We start from the raw sequence: 19,926 nt of genomic DNA on the forward strand, positions 1-19,926 counted from the left end.
ACTTCAAAAAATAGAATAAGCATACCTTAAAATTCAAATTAGATAACATAAATTTGCACTACTATAAAATAATTGCTTTGAAGATTTTTCATTCTATAAAAGATTTCAGTTCCCCTAAAAAAACTATCCTTACTCTAGGCACCTTTGACGGGGTTCACATTGGACATAAAAAAATACTGGAAAAAGTAATTCAAAACACTCTTGACGAAAAATACGAAAGTGCTGTTTTAACCTTTTTCCCGCATCCAAGAATGATTTTACAGGAACGTTCCGAAATAAAATTACTCAATACTATTTCTGAAAAAATAAATCTACTGGAGCAATTGGGAATACAAAATCTTGTTATACACCCTTTTGACGAAAGTTTTTCAAGATTAACCGCCGAAGACTTTGTAAAAACAGTATTGGTGGAACAATTTAAAATTCACAAAATAATCATTGGTTACGACCACCGTTTCGGAAGAAACAGAACCGCCGATATCAACAATCTGATTGAATTTGGCAAAAAATATAATTTTGAGGTTGAGCAAATTTCGGCACAGGAAATCAATGCCATTTCGGTAAGTTCTACCAAAATAAGAACTGCTATTCAGGAAGGAAACATGCTTTTGGCCAACAAATACCTGGGCTATGATTACATTGTAACCGGAACAGTCAGCCATGGAAAACAACTGGGAAGAACCATTGGTTTTCCAACCGCCAATTTAAAAATAGAAGAAGACTACAAATTGATTCCGCTAAAAGGAGTATATATTGTAAGCAGTGAAATCAACGGACAGAAAGTATATGGCATGATGAACATAGGTCATAATCCTACTGTTGATGGCGAAGATTTATCGATAGAAGTCCACTACCTTGACTTTGATGGCGATTTATACAACCAAAAAATTAGCGTTTCAATTCTTAAACGCATCCGGGGAGAAGAAAAATTTGAGTCAGTAACCCTATTAAAAGAACAAATTGAGAAAGATAAAACCCTAACGCTTTCTTATATTAAAGAGCTTGAAACCAAATAAAAAAACCTGAATTTTATTAAATAAACTCCTGTTTTTTACGTAAATTTGATAGACACTACCCTGTATATCAAACAATTATTTTTTAACCTTAAAAAATCAAGCGTATGAAACTGCCAAAAGAATTATACAACGGAGTTATTATTTTTACAGGTATTGCTCTATATTTTGTATTAATGGAGGTTTTACACCTTTCTAATCAGGTTTTTTTAAGACTTTTTAATATCGTATTTATCTATTACGGTGTCAACAAAACCTTAAAATCTAATTTTATTGAAGGAAAAACCGACTTTGCCGAAAATGCTATTTCAGCATTACTAACAGCATTAACAGGTGTGCTTTTAAGCATAATGGGCTTAGTAGCCTATATTTATTCTAAAGGAGGAGATGCCTACATCAGAACATTATCCGAATCATTATTGTTTGTAGGAAGCCCTTCGGTGATGACTTATAACATTTCTTTACTTTTTGAAGGAATCGTTTCGGCTGTGATTGTAACTTTTTCTTTAATGCTATATTGGAAGAAAAAATATCCGTCAGACTAGAAAACTTCATGGTTATTTTAATTGATGTTATAATTTTAATACGACCAAAATGAAACCACCACCAAAAGAAATCACCAACGGATTTATTATTTTCATAACTATCAGTATTTACTTTTTGCTAATGGAAGCATTAAATCTGGCTCATTTATTTTATTTGCGTTTACTAAACATCTTTTTTGTGTTTTACGGAGTCAACAGAACCATTCAAATGAATCTTCAGGAAGGTAAAAACAAATTTGTTTCAAATGCAGTTTCAGCAATAGTTACCTCAGTAGTTGGTGTTATTTTAAGCATCATCGGGCTTGTTATTTACAGTTATTTACAGGGCGGAGATGGCTTTGTACAATCTTTATCGGCAACATTTCTCTTTGGAGGCAATCCTTCAATTGATGCTTATTCAATATCACTTTTATTTGAGGGTATTGCCTCATCAATAATTGTCACTCTTTTATTAATGTTATACTGGAACAATCGTTTTTTATCCGATTAATAACAGTCAGCCTCCTTTTTAAAGCTATTGCATTGCCATTTTGAACAATTTGACTACTTTTGAGCCATCAAAAAAACAATACAATGAGTATTACAAAACACGATTGGACAAAAGAAGAAATTATCGCCATATATAATAAACCCATGATGGATTTGCTATTTGAAGCAGCTTCCATTCACAGGGAACATCATGATCCTAATGTGGTTCAGGTATCTACTTTATTATCTATTAAAACAGGAGGTTGTCCGGAAGATTGTGGTTATTGTCCTCAGGCAGCACGCTATCACACTGGTGTTGAAGGAAACGACCTGATGTCAGTTAATCAGGTAAAAGCCCAAGCTTTACGTGCTAAAGAATCCGGTTCGTCCCGTGTATGTATGGGAGCAGCCTGGAGAAACGTAAAAGACGGTCCTGAATTTGATCAGGTATTGGAAATGGTTCGTACCATCAATAAACTGGATATGGAAGTATGTTGTACCCTTGGTATGATTACCGAAAATCAGGCACAACGTTTAGCCGAAGCAGGACTTTATGCTTACAACCACAACCTTGATACTTCTGAGGAATATTACAAAGAAGTAATTTCAACCAGAGGATTCGAAGATCGTTTAGAAACTATAGAAAATGTTCGCAAAACCAATGTTACGGTTTGTAGCGGAGGAATTATTGGAATGGGAGAAAGCATCGAAGACCGTGCAGGTATGCTGGTTGCTCTTTCTACCTTGAACCCACAACCGGAATCAGTACCAATTAACGCCTTAGTGGCCGTAGAAGGAACTCCTCTTGAAGAAGAAAAACCGGTAGAAATTTGGGAAATGATTCGTATGGTAGCAACAACTCGTATTGTAATGCCGGAAACTCAGGTACGTTTATCAGCAGGAAGAACAAATATGAGCAGAGAAGGACAGGCTATGTGCTTTTTTGCGGGTGCTAATTCTATTTTTGCAGGTGATAAATTGCTAACAACTCCTAATCCTGATGTTAACGAAGACATGAAAATGTTTGAAATGTTAGGTTTAAATCCGCAAAAACCTTTTACAAAGGTTTCACAACCAAAAACAGTTGAAGCCGCCGATTCTCAATTTGCTCCTTTGGGCGAAAAACCAAAATGGTCTCGTCCCGGACATACTATTGAACGTAATGTAGAAGCATCTGTTAAAGGAAAATAGTTTTAAAAACACATAAAAAAACCATTAGAAACCTAAAATCTAATGGTTTTTTTATTTAAAAACAGTTTATTCATATATTATCTTTTTCACTGCTTTTTTGCCATTCTCCAATACTATTTGCACAATTAAGGCTTTATAATCCAGTAGCAAATCACTGATAGTAGCAGCTGCTGTATGAACTGCTGCATCAGCATATACCAATTTGCCTGAAAAATCATAAATATAAACCGCATCAATTAAAACATCAACTGAATTAATTTTGATTACTTTATTATTTGTGGCAATCGAAACTCCTTCAACCGCAACCTCAGTTGTATCTTCATTTATAGCATTTTTGTCCTGATAGCGTAAAACAAACCTATCGTTAAAAACACCTTTTTCAGTTATAAAAGAATAAGGTTCTTTCAAATCATGTAATACTTGCAATAATTTATCTTCCAAAAACACTTTTTGCGAAGCCAATACTCCATCGGCATGATCAATACTGATTTTAAAATCGCCTGCAATAGTAGTTTTATAACCTAAAGCAATGCTGTCCTGTTTTTGAAACGGGATTGCACGCCCCTGTATGGACAAATTAGTCCCCTGATTAATACTATAAAAATCGGCATACTGATTACCATCATAACTCATACCGTCAAAACTTCCTTCATAACCGTTAGTCGCTCCTGATATATATCCGATTAATGCTTGTTTAAAAACACCCTGTGCATTAGTCAAATTCAGCCACAACCGATTTTTTTCTACAGCATCAGTTTTTCTTTGTGTTGTTCCCAATTTGAAAAACTGCGTATTATCCATCACGGCATTATCTAAAAGACGCATACCATTATTAAAAACAATTTCTCCGCCTTCTGCACTTGTCGGTGCAAAAAAACCTTGGGCAGCAGCAATTTTCCCTGATGGCTCGGCATTATTAAAATTATCATTAGGATCATTTTCGTCATCATCCTGAATAGCGGCATGAGTTGCTACTCCACCAGTTCTATTATAGGCGGCATAATCATTAGTCGTATAATTATAAATAGCAGCATCATTTCCGGGAAAAGTACCTACAGCATTACTTGGTGGTGAATTATGTGTCCAAAAATAAAGTGTCCCTTGCAGCTGTATCGCATTTTCATCCAAAAAAGCGTCCGCACTCATTGCCGAAGGATATGGGTTTCCTAAAAGATAAACCAAACCTCCGGTTAGTTCCTTTCTTATTTCTCCATTATGAGGTTTTCCCTCAAACTTAGGATTGTAATCTATAGCAGCCGATGTAATACTAAAGGTTTGTGGCGCTCTAATAATATAACCTTCTGCCGGAGACATTTCTTCATTACCATGATAATGAATTTTCCAACCCTGAGTAGGCACATATCCATAATATTTATCATAAAGTGTATTAGGAGACAAAGATTTAAGAGTTTGCCCTTCTACCGGAGAAGACCAATAGGTAAAATCATATCTTTTTACTGGTTTTGTATGACGTTTATAAACAATTTCCCCCTCGTTCTCACTATCATCATTTATTTGAACCAAACTCGCATAATTCTCAAAAGTGAGTGAACCACCAGTATCAACTTTTAATTCATTTCTAATTTTTAAATATCGTCCAGTTTTAAAAGTCACATGAGCACCCGAATTCACTTCGCAGGAACAAGCCTCGATATCAACATTTTCATCAGGATTTTCAGGATCATCATTATAACTTTGAGCAAATATCACTTTATTTTCAAGAGTAGGAATTGCATCCCAACATCCATTCCAAGTTCTTACAGGTGGCGGATTATTGATGCTAACAGCTACAACATCAGAAACCGTTAAAGAACTACAAAGTCCATTAGAAACAACAAAATTATAGTTTCCAGAATCCAAACCTGTTATTGCTTGAGGGTTTTCGGTTACTGCATAAGAAGCAACTGAAACCCCTGTTTGGCGAATTGTTCCTCCAATTACTAAATTACTTAAAACCACAGTACCTAGAGGTTCAGCACAAGTAGGATGAGTTACTACATCGACAACTGGTGTTACTGCTCTATTAAACTCAACAAACACATTTACAGCACTCACACAATCTACCGACTTTAATTCTGTAATAGTAATTATACTTGAACCCGAAACAGGCAAACCGGCTACATCAATAGTCCCTGTTCCAGCTGTTTCAACCACCATAGTAGCTGTAAGCCCTGTTGCCATAGGAACACTTCTATTGTAAGTTACAGTATAAGTCCCTATAGGTAAATTTCCCGTCAAACGGACAACTGATGCCTGAATACAAGCAGCATCAACACTAAGACTTGAAATACTATAAGTAGGACAAGTATAACCGACTTTTATTTGACCGTTTCCTCCGTTTCCTCCATTACTTGCTGCAATATATCCATTAATAAGCCCTCCAACTACTCCATTTACGACACCTACTCCAACAGCACCTCCACCACCTCCACCCGGTAAACTCCCTGACGAACCGGGATTATTAGGTGACAACAATAAATCGATTACATTTTGAGAATTTCCTGCACCTCCTGCACCTCCTCCTGACACAGCAGTTCCTCCAATCTTACCCGAAGCATTATTACCATTTGATGCTATTCCCGCACTACTTCCACCACCACCACTCACATTTGCTTCTAAAACTAATGGTATTAATGAAGCCCCTAAAAGATAAGCATTAGCTCCATTTCCTCCTTTATAAGTTCCCGCAGCTCCTCCTGCACCTCCAATACCATATTGTATTAACGAAGTTCCTCCTTGACCTCCCGCTCCTCCATTTGCAGAAATAGTAGAAAAAACTGTAGTTCCACCTACCGAACCATTAATATTAGCAGATAATCCTCCAGTGCCTCCTGCTCCAACCGTATATGACACCCTAATATTATCTTTATCAGTGCCAACTGTCACAGTTCCTTGTGAAAAAGCACCACCACCACCTCCACCTGCAGCCGACAGTGTATTATTAGAACCACCGCCACCGCCACCAGCTCCCCAACATTGAACAGACAAACTACTAACCCCTGCGGGTACCTCAAGGTTTCCAGAAGAAGTCAAAGTTTTATTTATGGCCTGACTATAAGAAAAAAAAGGAATTAAAAAACACAATACAAATGAGAAACAGACTGCCGCCCCCTTTGTTTTAATTGATATGCAGAAAAGAAAGTGATGATTATTCATAGCCCCATTTTAAAAATTAAACAGCTGCTCGATATGATAATACCGAGTCAACAATAATTTTTTTAGGGGGTCTAAAAAATCGAAATAAAAGTATTAAAAAAAACTTTTAAAAAGAAGTATTTTACTTTCAAAATATGTTTTTTAACAATCTTATAAAGTCAAAAACACATTTAAACTGACAACAAAACACTCACGGCATTCCCGCCAAAACCAACTGCATTAACCAACACCTTATTTATAGGCTTCGCTTGTGTTTGTGCTTTCGCAAAAGGAACTCCGATAAACTGATTGTGTTGCATCATCAAAATAGCTAATTCCACACTTAAAATCCCTGAAGCTCCAAAAGTATGACCTATTTTCCACTTATTTGTAGTTAATAAAGGTAGGCTGTCGCCAAAGATTTTTTGAATCGCTTTATACTCGGTTAAATCGCCGGCTTTAGTTCCCGGAGCGTGCATTACAATGGCATCAACTTCGTCAGGATTTGTATTTTGCAAAGCCATTTTCATTGATTTCTGGAAACAAGTTGCTTCTGCCGAAATAGAAATATTGTGTTCTAAAATCTCTGTGGCATAACCAATTCCTTCGATGAAAGCCAAGGCATTTTCTTTTTTCCCTATTTCGAGACAACACACCGAAGCGCCTTCACCCAGAATCATCGAGTTGAGCTTTTTCTCTAAATTCAATGCCTGATTTGGATAAGCTTCTTCGCTGTGAGAATATATTTTTAAAGCTCTCATTTGGCCAATGGTAAAATCGGTAAGAGGTGCTTCACTTCCACCAACCAAAAATTTATCAGCCATACCGGCACGTAACCAAGCCACGCCATTTAAAAGCGAATGCAAAGCCGTAGAACAGGTAATAGAATGCGAAATTTCAGGTCCGGTACTTTGTAAATCATGTCCCACCCAGGAAGAAATATTCCCTAAAGTGGTTGTTGGTGAAGCCAAAATTTGAGCTTTACCGGTTTCTAAATATTCCTGAAAATGTCTTTCAAACAAATCAGTCGCTCCACGCGAAGAACCAATATTGATTCCAAAAACAGCATCTTTATCCCAACCAGCATCCTTAACAGCTTTTCGTGAAGCTGCCATGGCATACAAAACCGAATTATCTAAAGATTTATATTTAATATCTGAAGCTTGTAATTTGGACACTATTTCTTTCGAGTCATCATTCAGCGTAGCCACCCAGCTTTCCTGATTGTCTAAATACTTTTTAGAGAAAAAATGTTTCTCAGAAAGGTAATTTTCCCAAATGGTTTTTGGGTCATTACCCAATGGAGAAATGGAAGCTAAAGCTGTTATTGAAATTATTGTTGACAAGACTTTTTATTTTTAACCGCAAAGGTCGCAAAGTTTTCCGCAAAGTTCACAAACCTTTAAATAATTATGACATTAATTTAGATCATTTCTATAGCTTGTTCAACCACTTCATAAACTTTTTGCAATTGCGTATCAGTAATAATATAAGGTGGCAAAATGTAAACAATATTCCCTACAGGACGCAAAATGATTCCGTTTTCGATAAAGAAATTATACAATTTAGTACGCATGGTTCCGTAATAAGTTTCTTCATTTTCTTTTTTAATTTCCAATGCGAAAATAGTCCCTAAAACCCGGGTAGTTGTCACTTTTAGATGATTCTTAATACGCTCCTGAAACGCCAAGTGATTTGCATTCACCCGAACCAAATTAGCCTGCATTTCCGTAGTCTGCAATAACTCTAAACTGGCTAAAGCCGCTGCACAACCTGTAGGATTGGCTGTAAAAGTATGTCCGTGAAACAGTGCTTTATTGATATCATCATCATAAAAAGCTTCAAATATTTCCTGAGTAAATGTGGTAATCGCCATCGGGATTGTTCCAGCTGTCAAAGCCTTAGACAAACACATCATATCCGGTTTTTGCTCAGCATAATCCATAGCAAAAGTTTTTCCGGTTTTTCCAAAACCAGTCATCACTTCATCGGCAATGGTCAGTACGTTATTTTCTTTGCAAATTTTAATTAACTCATCCAAAGCTTCTGCTTCATACATCACCATTCCAGCGGCTCCCTGCACCAAAGGTTCAAATATAAATCCGGCACAATTGTACTCCTGAATCACTTTTTTCAAAGCATCAAAACTAGCCTGTTTACGTCCTTTTACAGGAACCGGAATACGCACCACATCAATAAACATTCCTTGAAAAGCCTGAGTATAAAACGAAATTCCGCTGGCTGCCATAGCCGCAAAAGTGTCGCCGTGAAAAGCATCTTCAAATGCAATAATAGTGGTTCGTTTTTCTCCTTTATTGAAAAAATACTGCAAAGCCACTTTTATAGCTACTTCTACCGAAGTAGAACCATTATCAGAAAAGAATATTTTTTGTTGGTTTTCAGGTAAAATCTGCATCAGCTTTTCAGCTAAAACCACTGCGGGCTCATGCGTAAACCCACCAAAAAGCACGTGTTCTAAAGTCGTTAATTGCTTATAAATCGCATCGGCGATAAATTTATTGGAATGCCCAAAAGGATTCACCCACCACGAAGCAATCGCATCAATGTATTCTTTGTTATTTTCATCCCAAAGCAAAGCGCCTTCGCCTTTGGTAATAGCAATGGGAGTTTGAGCAGTTTTATGTTGGGTATAAGGATGCCAAAGGTATTGGCTGTCTTTTTCGATTAAGTTCATATGATAAGAATATAGAGAATAGAGAATAGAAAAAAGACTAAACGCTATAATTTTCGACAAAGATAAGAAAGTCTATTCTCTTTATTCTATTCTCTATTTTCTCTTATAAATTCATTAATTTTTCCCGAAACAAATCGGCATATTCACGGATTACATTTTTGTCAAAATAGGGCTCTTCATCAATTCTTCCAATACAATTGATTCCGGTTTTTTTCAAAATAATTGACTCAGTGGACGGATTTTCTTTTCCGTTAAAAAGAATCCCAGCTATAGCGATTTTTCTATTTTGTAATGCTTCAATTGTGAGCAATGTATGATTAATACTTCCCAAATAATGACGGGAAACTACAATTACTTTATAATCAGGTTTTATTAAATCAATGACACAATCGGTATCATTCAATGGGACAAATATTCCTCCTGCACCCTCAACTACAAGATGATTATTGTCCCGATAGCTATCGGGATTGTGCTCTGTTATTTTCTTCAAATCAATAACAATATTATCCAATTCGGCAGCCAAATGCGGACTTGCTGGCGTTTGTAAAGCATAGCTATTGGGATGAATTACCGTCTTATCGTTCGACAAATAGGCTTTTATTTTATGGCTATCTGAAGTATGTAAGTCACCTGCCTGAATGGGTTTCCAATAATCAGCTTCTAAAGCTTCTGTTATAATTGCCGAAGCAATCGTTTTACCTACATCAGTTCCTATTCCTGTTATAAATAATTTCATAATTTGAGTTTAACCACAAAGTTCGCAAAGAAAGCGCAAAGTCCACAAAGAATTAACTTTTAAAAACCAATTCACCCAACAACTGCAAAACATTCGAAATTTCCTCTTTCGAATTAAAAGCATGCAAACAAAAACGCAAACGCTCCTGTCCTTCCGGAACAGTTGGCGAAAGTATAGGTTTTACATCAAATCCTTTTTCCTGAATTTGTTTGGCAATCCATTTCACTTTTTCATTTCCGGGAATAATCGCCGAATGTATTGCCGATTTGCTTCGGACAAATATTGGCTTTAAACCTAACAGATTCTTTTGCTGATTAAAGTGAATGATATTTTCTCTCAACAAATGAATGTCATTGTTTTCGATTTCCAAATGCTGATAAGCAACTAAAATTGTGGCAACAGAATGAGGTGAAAGTCCCGTTGTATAAATAAAACTTCTGGCGAAATTCACCAAATATTGTTTTAATTCCTGACTTCCTAGAACTGCTGCTCCATGACATCCCAAACCTTTCCCAAAGGTCATGATTCGGGCAAAAACCTTATCCTGTAAGCCAAACTGCTGAACCAATCCTTTCCCGTTTGTACCAAAAACACCCAAAGCATGAGCTTCATCGAAAACCAAATAACAACCGTATTTTTCAGAAACAGCAACCAACTCTTCTATATTGGGGCAATCACCATCCATAGAGAAAACACTTTCGGTAACAATATAAATCGTTGATGGTTGATGGTTGATGGTTAATGGTTTGGATTTCAGAATCAAACGTTCTAAATCTTCAAAATCATTGTGTTTAAACTTATATGATTTGGCATTCGACATAGAAATTCCGTCACGAATGGAAGCATGACTCAATTCATCATACAAAATAACATCGTTTCGCTGTGGCACAGCACTGAAAAATCCCACATTGGCATCATAACCCGAATTAAAAATTAAAGCCGATTCTGATTGATGAAATTGAGCAATAAAATTTTCCGTTACATCATACAAATTATGATTCCCCGAAAGCAATCGCGAACCTGTGGCTCCGTTTTGAATACAATTATTATCTACTAAATACTGATGTGTTGCATTAAAAATCGACTCTGACTTTGAAAAATCAAGATAATCATTGGAAGAAAAATCGATTAAATTATTACCCAATGGCAATTGACGCAATGCGTTATTTTGAACTCTGGATTCCAGTTTTACTTTGAGGTTATTAGGAAGATTTCTCATAAATCAAAAATAAAAAAAAACGCCAAGCTAAGCTTGACGTTTTTGTATAAATATAAGTTGTCTTAGTCAGCTAAAACAATTATTTTATTGTCTTTCATTTCAATAGTTCCTGAAGAAATAGCTAAAGTATAGTTTTGATCATTTACTTTCGAAAACAACTTTGCTGATTCTTTGCTAAACTTAAATTCCGGTGCTGTAATTTTTACAGTTCCTTTTTGAAGCAAGGAAACAATTGGAGCGTGATTATTCAAAATCTGGAAACTTCCATCAACACCCGGTAAGGTTACTGACGTTATTTCTCCTTTGAATAAAGATGCCTCTGGTGATACTATTTCTAAAATCATTTTTTTTAGTTTTTGGTTTATTGTTTATGGTTTGTAGTCAACTATAAACTACTAACAATAAACTATAAACTGATTACGCTTCCGCTAACATTTTTTCTCCAGCCTCGATAGCTTCTTCGATAGTTCCTTTAAGGTTGAAAGCTGATTCTGGCAAGTGATCTAATTCACCATCAATAATCATGTTAAATCCTTTGATAGTATCTTTAATATCAACTAATACACCCGGAATACCTGTAAATTGCTCAGCTACGTGGAACGGTTGAGACAAGAAACGTTGTACACGACGTGCTCTTGATACAGCTAATTTATCTTCTTCAGACAACTCTTCCATACCTAAGATCGCGATGATATCTTGTAATTGTTTGTATTTTTGAAGAATCTCTTTTACTCTTTGTGCACAGTTATAGTGATCATCACCTAAGATGTGTGGAGTTAAAATTCTAGAAGTAGAATCCAATGGATCTACCGCAGGATAAATACCTAACTCAGCAATTTTACGAGACAATACAGTTGTAGCATCTAAGTGCGCGAAAGTTGTTGCTGGCGCAGGGTCAGTTAAGTCATCCGCAGGAACGTAAACCGCTTGTACAGATGTAATAGATCCTTTGTTTGTAGATGTAATACGCTCTTGCATTGCACCCATCTCAGTTGCTAATGTTGGTTGGTAACCTACCGCAGATGGCATACGACCTAAAAGTGCCGATACCTCAGAACCTGCTTGTGTAAAACGGAAGATATTATCAACGAAGAATAATACGTCTTTTCCTTGATCAGATCCTGCACCATCACGGAAATACTCAGCAATAGATAATCCTGAAAGTGCAACACGAGCACGAGCTCCTGGTGGCTCATTCATTTGTCCGAAAACGAAAGTAGCTTTAGACTCTCTCATTCCTGGCAAATCTACTTTAGATAAATCCCATCCTCCATTTTCCATAGAGTGCATGAATTCCTCACCGTATTTAATAATTCCTGACTCTAACATCTCACGAAGCAAGTCATTTCCTTCACGTGTTCTTTCTCCTACTCCTGCGAATACTGAAAGTCCACCGTGACCTTTTGCAATATTGTTAATCAACTCCTGAATCAATACGGTTTTACCTACTCCGGCACCACCGAACAATCCAATTTTACCTCCTTTTGCATAAGGCTCAATCAAATCGATTACTTTAATACCTGTAAATAAAACTTCAGAAGATGTAGATAAATCTTCAAATTTTGGTGCCTGACGGTGGATTGACATACCATTCTCACCAGTTTTTGGCAATTCTGGCAAACCATCAATAGCATCACCTACTACGTTAAATAAACGACCGTAAACATCTGCTCCAATCGGCATTTGAATAGGATTACCTGTTCCTACTACTTCATATCCTCTGCTCAAACCATCTGTTGAATCCATCGAAATGGTACGAACAGTATTTTCTCCAATGTGAGATTGTACCTCAAGGATTAATTTAGTACCATCTTTTTTAGTGATTTCTAATGAATCATAAATTTTTGGAAGTTCAACATCCTTACCGTTGAAAACAACGTCAACTACTGGGCCAATGATTTGGGCAACTTTTCCTATTACTCTAGACATTACTTATGTATTTATTAAACAGCTATTTAGGTTTACGAAACTTACCTTATCAAAATTCAATGAATTAGGTGTTTTTTCAGAGCGCAAAGATAATTTTTTAAAATAAAAAATCAACAATTTTATTCAAAAAACATAAAAAAATAAAATGAGACATAAAAACAGCCCTAAAACCGACTTTTAAAAGGCACTTTTCCTAAAAAACAAAAAATCACTTCTTTACAAAAACAAGTGATTTTTGTCAAAATAAATAACACTCTCTACAATTGTTATGACACCAACGAACCAAATTACAATTAGTACATATAATTTTAAATCTACACCATTACGGATTTACTGTCCAAGAAACAAAATATTGTTGTCCTATTAAACCCGCACCTAAAACCTGTGTATATTCTTTTCCACCAATATTAGAAGCTCCTATTTTTAATGTAGATTTAAGGGACGGAATACTATAATTTATTTGCGCATCAATAACAGTCGCTCCATCTACCATACCATCTACCATAGCAGATTGCCACAAGTAGTCACTATTCCATCTTCCGCTAACATTAAATCCAAAATTTTCAAATAGCTTTTCATTTCCAAATGTCGCCTTTACTCTGTGTTTAGGAGTATTAAAACCCGCTTCAAAACTAGGGTCTTTTGCCTGATCAAAACTAAACTCAGCATAATTATAATTTATTCCAAGTTCGAAATCCTTATACACTTTTCTGGAAAGCCCCAGTCCGAAACCAAATGATTTTATTTCAACATCCGTGTTGGTGTACAATTGGTATATCCTGAAATTCCCATTTGCTAAAGCATGCAACGATTGCACTTCGGGATTAGTAGTATAATTAGGCGCACCCGAAACAAAATCAAAAGTATTAGACGCCTTACCATATAAAGGCGCAATAGCATTGGCACTTCCTATAAAATTATTGTAAATATTATAATAAGTACTTATATCAACTATCACCCCTTTAACACGGGAACGGTAACCTAATTCAAATGCTTTTACTTCTTCGGGTTTTACATAATTAACATCTGTTTTTTGTAATAATGCAGCCGCTCCCGGTGTATTACCAGGATTAGCCGCTGCAAAAGCCGCAAAAGCCATTACTGAAGATGCAGTATAGGAATTATTATAAGCATTATCACCTGTCATTGTTACCGAAGAACCCCCCGCATACAACTGCCCGACAGCAGGTGAACCATTGGCAACCGGCCTCACTTCTGAATATCGTGATAAATTATCCGGTGCCGAACCTATTAAAACTGCATTCCCTACATTAAAACCGATGTATTGATCCTGTGTAGTAGGATTTCTAAAACCGGTTTGAAACGACCCTCTGAAATTGTGATTTTTATTTTCCCCTCCGGAATATACTAATGACAATCTTGGCGAATAATTCCCTTCAAAATTTTTAGATTTATCATAACGAATAGAACCTGTGAATTTCAATCTTTCATCCATAAACTTTTTCATCAGTTGCGTATAAGCTCCATACTCATTGTAATTTATAGTTCCATTAGCATCTGTATAAATTCTTCCAAATGAGTTTAACTCATATTTTCTATAGGAACCCCCTATTTGAATTTCTGCAAAAGAAATTAAATCTTTAAAATTGTAATTCACATCCGCATGATAAATTTTAGAATTATCAACTAATTTAGAACCCGACAACACATCAGGATTAGAAATAACCTGATTAAAAGCATTATTAAATGCCGCTGTTCCCGGAATCAGTCTTCCTGTTTCGGCAGCAGCACGTGCAAAAGCATGCGACGCGGCTGCGTTTCCTGTATAAGTCGGACCAAACAAACCGGCATAAGCCTGAGAATAAGCACCAGCGTATTGCCCGAACCAATCATTATCTGATTTCCAGACTCTGTTGATATTAATTCCTGTAAATTGCATATCATAAGATTGACCACCATCCTCAGAAGTTGTATATCCTCTCAGGAAAAAATTCTTGCCCTTGAATTCTATTTTATGCTGTTGCATAAAAAAGTTATTCAAATAATAGCGATTGGCACCCTGGTAAACGGCATTTCCAAAACCAAATTTACTCAACCAAATAATTTCAAAATTTTCATCTCCAAAAGGCCTGAAATGCAACGAAAGATCAATTTTAGTATTACTGGCTTTATTATCTGTTAGATCCACCTCATTGTAACCTGTTCTTGACACGTTTTCATTAGGCAATAATGCCGCCAGTCCCGACGGAAGCAAATTATTAGCTACCATTGTTTGCCCAACCGTATATATATTAGTAGCAACTTCATCGCCATAAATATTTATACCATCATAATTTTGATGATTTCTGTCTCTTCCGCTTACGGTTTTGTCTCTGTAATTAGTAGCATACCAATCGGTACCGCGCATATATGTGAAATTTGCCTTAGCAGCAAAATGCTTATCAAAAGCGTGCGCCATTCTAATTCCGTAATCAATATAATCATTAACGCCCGCGGCTTTTTGACTGGTTTGTCCGTATTTAGCATAAGCTGTTATTCCCTGATATGCAAATGGACTTTTACTATTCATAAACATAATACCGTTAAAAGCATTGGCACCATACAAAGCCGAAGAAGCACCCGGTAACAACTCGACATTTTGAACATCGATTTCAGAAATCCCTACCATATTACCCAAAACAAAATTCAACAAAGGAGATGAATTATCCATGCCGTCCACTAATTGCAGAAAACGGGAATTGGCCACAGTTGCGAATCCACGGGTATTAATAGATTTAAAAGTCAGACTACTGGTGTTCATTTGCACTTCTTTCAAATTTTCCAAACCATCATAAAACGTTGGAGATGCCGATTTTTTTACATCTGCAATACCCATTCGCTCGATAGTAACAGGTGATTCAAAAACTCTTTCAGGAGTTCGGGAAGCCGAAACCACAATTTCATCCAGCAAATTATGTTTTTCAATAAGAACAATCGAAATTTGCTGTTTTTTAGAATTAATGGTTATTTTTTTTGATTCAAAACCAATAAAACTCACCTCTATTTCATAAGGAAGTTCCTTAGAAGTATTCAGAATAAATTTTCCTTCACTATCAGTAATAGTACCGGCAGAATCGCCAATAACTCTGATATTCGCCCCGATAATTGGCAGATTATTAATTTCAGTAACTGCTCCCTGAATAGTGTTTTGCGCGTTTGAAACAGAGCAAAACAACAATGACAAAAGAAATAAATACGCTCTCATAGATTTAGTTTTTTATTGATTTGGGACAAGCAAAAACAGCCTAAGGGCTTTCGATTAATTAAAATTAAGCAAAAAAATCGCTGTTTTAACAAAAAATAAGTCGGAAAATTCAATTTTGAATACCACTGGGAAAACCGGATTTTTTTTGCATAAAAAAAGCAAGACAGATCGTCTTGCTTTTTAAAATTTTATTTTGAACAATTTTTACTCTACAGTAACTGATTTTGCCAGATTACGAGGCTGATCTACATTACAATCTCTGTAAACAGCAATATAATAAGACAGTAATTGCAACGGAATAGTTGTAATCAAAGGCGATAAAGCATCTGAAGTTTCAGGGATTTCGATAACATAATCGGCTAATTCCCTAACCTGAGTATCTCCTTTAGTTACCACAGCAATAATTTTACCGCTTCTGGATTTAATTTCCTGAATATTACTTACAATTTTATCATAGTGCCCTTGTTTAGGTGCAATTACCACAACCGGCATTTGCTCGTCAATCAAAGCAATCGGACCGTGCTTCATTTCAGCAGCAGGATATCCTTCAGCATGAATATAAGATATCTCTTTAAGCTTCAAAGCACCTTCTAAAGCAACAGGGAAATTATAACCACGACCTAAGTACAAACAATTAGGAGCATCCTTGAATGCTGCAGCAATTTCTTTTGCTCTTTCAATGGTTCCCAAAGCTTCTTTTACTTTTTCAGGAATCAATTCTAATTCCAACAAATACCTGTGGAAATCAGAATGAGATAAAGTTCCTTTTGCTTTCGCCAAACGCAAAGCCAACATGGTCAACACAGTAATCTGAGTTGTAAACGCTTTAGTTGAAGCTACTCCAATTTCCGGACCTGCGTGCGTATAAGCACCTGCATGTGATTCTCTTGAAATAGAAGAGCCAACCACATTACAAACTCCGAAAACAAAAGCACCATGTTCTTTAGCCAACTTGATAGCCGCCATAGTATCCGCAGTTTCTCCTGACTGAGAAATAGCAATAACTACATCGGTACTTTTTATAATTGGATTTCTGTATCTGAATTCAGAAGCATATTCTACTTCTACTGAAATACGTGCAAACTCTTCGATAATATATTCTGCTACTAAACCGGCATGCCAGGAAGTACCACAGGCTACAATAATTATTCTTTCAGCATTTAAGAATTTTTCCAAATTATCTTCAATTCCCGACATTTGAACAATCCCCTTATCTGCATGCAATCTTCCTCTGTAAGTATCTTTGATAACACTTGGTTGCTCAAAAATCTCTTTCAACATAAAGTGATCAAATCCTCCTTTTTCGATTTGCTCCAAATTCATTTGAAGTTCCTGAATATAAGGATCAACCAAACTATCGTCTTTTATTTTTCTAATCTTAATTGGCTTACGAAGATTAATATTAGCCATTTCACCATCTTCTAAATATACTGCATTTGAAGTATATTCAATAAAAGGCGATGCATCAGAAGCAATAAAATACTCTTCTTCCCCAACACCAATTGCCAAAGGACTTCCCAAACGGGCAGCAACAATTTCGTCTGGATTTTTAGTATCAAAAACAGCAATTGCATAAGCTCCTACCACTTGATTAAGCGCTAACTGAACTGCTTTTCCTAATTTTAGTTTTTCTTTTTTCTGAACTTCTTCAATCAAATTCACTAATACCTCCGTATCAGTATCTGAATGAAAAACATAACCACGCTTCATTAATTCTTCTTTTAATGGCGCGTAATTTTCGATAATTCCGTTGTGAACAATCGCTAATTCACCTGAATTCGAAAGATGAGGATGCGAATTCACATCATTCGGAACACCATGTGTTGCCCAACGGGTATGACCTATTCCAATAGTTCCATTTGTTGCAATCTCTTTTTGTGCCTTTTCTTCAAGAGCAACAACCTTTCCTTTTGTTTTACAAACTTTAATCGCACCATCGTAAACCATTACACCAGCACTGTCGTAACCCCTGTACTCTAGTCTTTTTAAACCTTTAATAACAATAGGATAAGCCTCTCTGTGACCTATATAACCAACTATTCCACACATAAATTTTTATATTAATCGGGTTTTGTGTAATAAATTTCTAATTTTAATCTTTTGTCATAATCAGCATTTCCTACAGGAATGTTGTTTCCAAATAATACAACCCCAATAGGACTCATCACTGAAGCCTGAGGCACTTTAGAAAATGTTGTTACATTATCTGGTAAAACTACTGATGTACGCAATTTATTCATTGTAACATTATTGATGTCTTCGGTAATAACTACTCCCAACTTAACATTTACAGAATCTCTGTTTTTTACCAAACTCCTGATTTGATTTGTTAATCGAATCTTATAGGTTTTATCTTCTGCTTTCAAAGTATTTAATAAACCACTATAAATTAAATGTCCAGTCTTAGCAGTCGCTACTGCTGTTCCATCAAATAGATAATCCTGAACCGGCATACTATTAGTTAAATCATATAAATAAATACGTCTAGGTAATTCATTAGATCCCATAGCAGCACCATCAACATGAAAAACAAGATTAGCCTCGTTTACCAATAACTTTTTAGTAGCTGAAAGCTGTTTTAAATCGTCTAACTCGTCAGGAACATTATTTTTACCAACTGTAGGATTTCCAGCTGAATCATATCCTCGTACATCGGTTTTATTAAAAAGGTCCAATACCGCCATCGATCCCTGACCTCCTTTTAAATACAATCTACTGTCTCCGGTAGTACTATTTGGGTTATTAATTGCTGTATCATAAGCCGGATTGTTTGTATTTGATAACAAACTAACTGTATTTCCGGTTAAATTAAGTACTATGGTTTTATCTACTCTTTCTGTTTTTGTTACGTCATTACCGTTAGCATCTTTTGTTGTTGTAGTATAATCTTCTTTGTAAGTAACAGTAACAGTTCCTGCTTTAAAATTCATCATTGCTATTTGACCTGCATCTGAACCCGATTTTTCTACTTTAAAATACAAACCTCTAAAGAAGTTTTTGAAAACATCATTAGTTGTTAATTTCCCGGGATCAGTACCGTCACTTTTTTTAGCCGCATCAATAATTTTCGTTTTAAAATAAGCTTTATTTAAAGATAAACGCATTGCCGGTGCAAAACGTGTGACCGTTTCCTTTTCATCAACCGTAGTTGTTTCTTTGCGTTCAGCAGGATTAAAGAAAAAACCATCATTTTGAGATACGTCGGCATCATCATTTAATCGAGCCGATGCTATCAAATTATTAAAATCACCAGCCTGATCGGTATAGAATTTTTGAGGTTCTAAAAAACCAGTTGCAGGATCTAAATCCCTCATAAAATAACCTGACTCATACACACTCAATTTTATTCTTGATTTTGCTGGTCCATAAATCGAGTCCAAAATATAAGTACTGTCTCCTGAACTAGTAATTGCTACATCAGGATCAACATGACTAAAATAAGGAATATTTAAAATTACACTCTGTATCTCAGGATTAGCACCAATAACTGGATTTACTGAAATGGGATTCGAAGGAGACAAAACAACCTGAGTAACAAAACTGGCTTCGGTAGTACCAAAAACAGGATCATCATAAATCCCTAAAGGATTTACAGGTAAATTATTAGACTGTACCGCTCCTGTTTTTTGATTATAAGCCTGTACTTCATAGCTTTCAGGCACTAAACCAAAATGGTCATTACCTATTAAATCTTCTCCGATAGAATTAAAATCTTTATCGCATGAAGTAAAAAAAACGACCGTAATTGCTAGTAGGATTATCTTAAAAAAAGAATTATTACGCATATTTG

At 35.8% G+C, this 19,926-nt stretch carries 14 protein-coding genes; 4 read left to right on the forward strand and 10 right to left on the reverse strand.

What is annotated here, in order from left to right; genetic code table 11:
- The first annotated feature begins 77 nt into the window (after positions 1-77).
- From IEV84_RS02100 to bioB, 4 genes are all read left to right on the forward strand, one after another.
- Complete coding sequence (locus IEV84_RS02100; protein ID WP_188491952.1) at positions 78-1,016, forward strand: bifunctional riboflavin kinase/FAD synthetase; 939 nt, start codon at positions 78-80, stop codon at positions 1,014-1,016.
- Positions 1,017-1,120: 104 nt separating this feature from the next.
- Positions 1,121-1,558 carry a hypothetical protein gene (locus tag IEV84_RS02105; RefSeq protein WP_188491954.1) on the forward strand — a complete coding sequence of 146 codons (438 nt, stop codon included), beginning with the start codon at positions 1,121-1,123 and terminating at the stop codon, positions 1,556-1,558.
- A 49-nt stretch (positions 1,559-1,607) separates the two neighbouring features.
- Complete coding sequence (locus IEV84_RS02110) at positions 1,608-2,048, forward strand: hypothetical protein (RefSeq protein ID WP_188491956.1); 441 nt, start codon at positions 1,608-1,610, stop codon at positions 2,046-2,048.
- Positions 2,049-2,131: 83 nt separating this feature from the next.
- Entirely contained in the window at positions 2,132-3,217 is a 1,086-nt protein-coding gene (bioB, locus tag IEV84_RS02115) for a biotin synthase BioB (protein WP_188491957.1), read from the forward strand.
- A 66-nt stretch (positions 3,218-3,283) separates the two neighbouring features.
- Here bioB and IEV84_RS02120 read toward each other — a convergent pair whose 3' ends face one another.
- From IEV84_RS02120 to bamH, 10 genes are all read right to left on the reverse strand, one after another.
- A complete protein-coding gene (locus tag IEV84_RS02120; protein WP_188491958.1) occupies positions 3,284-6,250 on the reverse strand; it encodes a RemA C-terminal-like gliding motility protein in 2,967 nt (988 codons plus the stop codon).
- A 293-nt stretch (positions 6,251-6,543) separates the two neighbouring features.
- A complete protein-coding gene (locus tag IEV84_RS02125; protein WP_188491960.1) occupies positions 6,544-7,698 on the reverse strand; it encodes a beta-ketoacyl synthase N-terminal-like domain-containing protein in 1,155 nt (384 codons plus the stop codon).
- A 77-nt stretch (positions 7,699-7,775) separates the two neighbouring features.
- On the reverse strand, positions 7,776-9,047 hold the full coding sequence (bioA, locus tag IEV84_RS02130; RefSeq protein WP_188491962.1) for an adenosylmethionine--8-amino-7-oxononanoate transaminase: 1,272 nt from the start codon (positions 9,045-9,047) through the stop codon (positions 7,776-7,778).
- 103 nt (positions 9,048-9,150) lie between these two features.
- Positions 9,151-9,783 carry a dethiobiotin synthase gene (gene bioD, locus IEV84_RS02135; protein WP_188491963.1) on the reverse strand — a complete coding sequence of 211 codons (633 nt, stop codon included), beginning with the start codon at positions 9,781-9,783 and terminating at the stop codon, positions 9,151-9,153.
- 52 nt (positions 9,784-9,835) lie between these two features.
- Positions 9,836-11,002 (reverse strand): aminotransferase class I/II-fold pyridoxal phosphate-dependent enzyme, encoded by a 1,167-nt coding sequence (locus tag IEV84_RS02140; protein WP_188491965.1) that lies wholly within the window; start codon positions 11,000-11,002, stop codon positions 9,836-9,838.
- A gap of 62 nt (positions 11,003-11,064) precedes the next feature.
- Positions 11,065-11,346 (reverse strand): F0F1 ATP synthase subunit delta/epsilon, encoded by a 282-nt coding sequence (locus IEV84_RS02145; RefSeq protein ID WP_188491966.1) that lies wholly within the window; start codon positions 11,344-11,346, stop codon positions 11,065-11,067.
- 73 nt (positions 11,347-11,419) lie between these two features.
- Positions 11,420-12,931: a F0F1 ATP synthase subunit beta gene (gene atpD, locus IEV84_RS02150; RefSeq protein WP_188491968.1), complete on the reverse strand. Its 1,512-nt coding sequence runs from the start codon at positions 12,929-12,931 to the stop codon at positions 11,420-11,422.
- A gap of 322 nt (positions 12,932-13,253) precedes the next feature.
- A complete protein-coding gene (locus IEV84_RS02155) occupies positions 13,254-16,136 on the reverse strand; it encodes a TonB-dependent receptor domain-containing protein (RefSeq protein WP_188491969.1) in 2,883 nt (960 codons plus the stop codon).
- Between the two features lie 204 nt (positions 16,137-16,340).
- Positions 16,341-18,185 (reverse strand): glutamine--fructose-6-phosphate transaminase (isomerizing), encoded by a 1,845-nt coding sequence (glmS, locus tag IEV84_RS02160; protein WP_188491971.1) that lies wholly within the window; start codon positions 18,183-18,185, stop codon positions 16,341-16,343.
- Between the two features lie 11 nt (positions 18,186-18,196).
- Entirely contained in the window at positions 18,197-19,921 is a 1,725-nt protein-coding gene (bamH, locus tag IEV84_RS02165) for a BamH family beta-barrel-assembly machinery protein (protein WP_188491973.1), read from the reverse strand.
- Between the last annotated feature and the right edge of the window lie 5 nt (positions 19,922-19,926).

Source organism: Flavobacterium palustre, from assembly GCF_014639535.1.
Taxonomy (GTDB): Bacteria; Bacteroidota; Bacteroidia; order Flavobacteriales; family Flavobacteriaceae; genus Flavobacterium; species Flavobacterium palustre.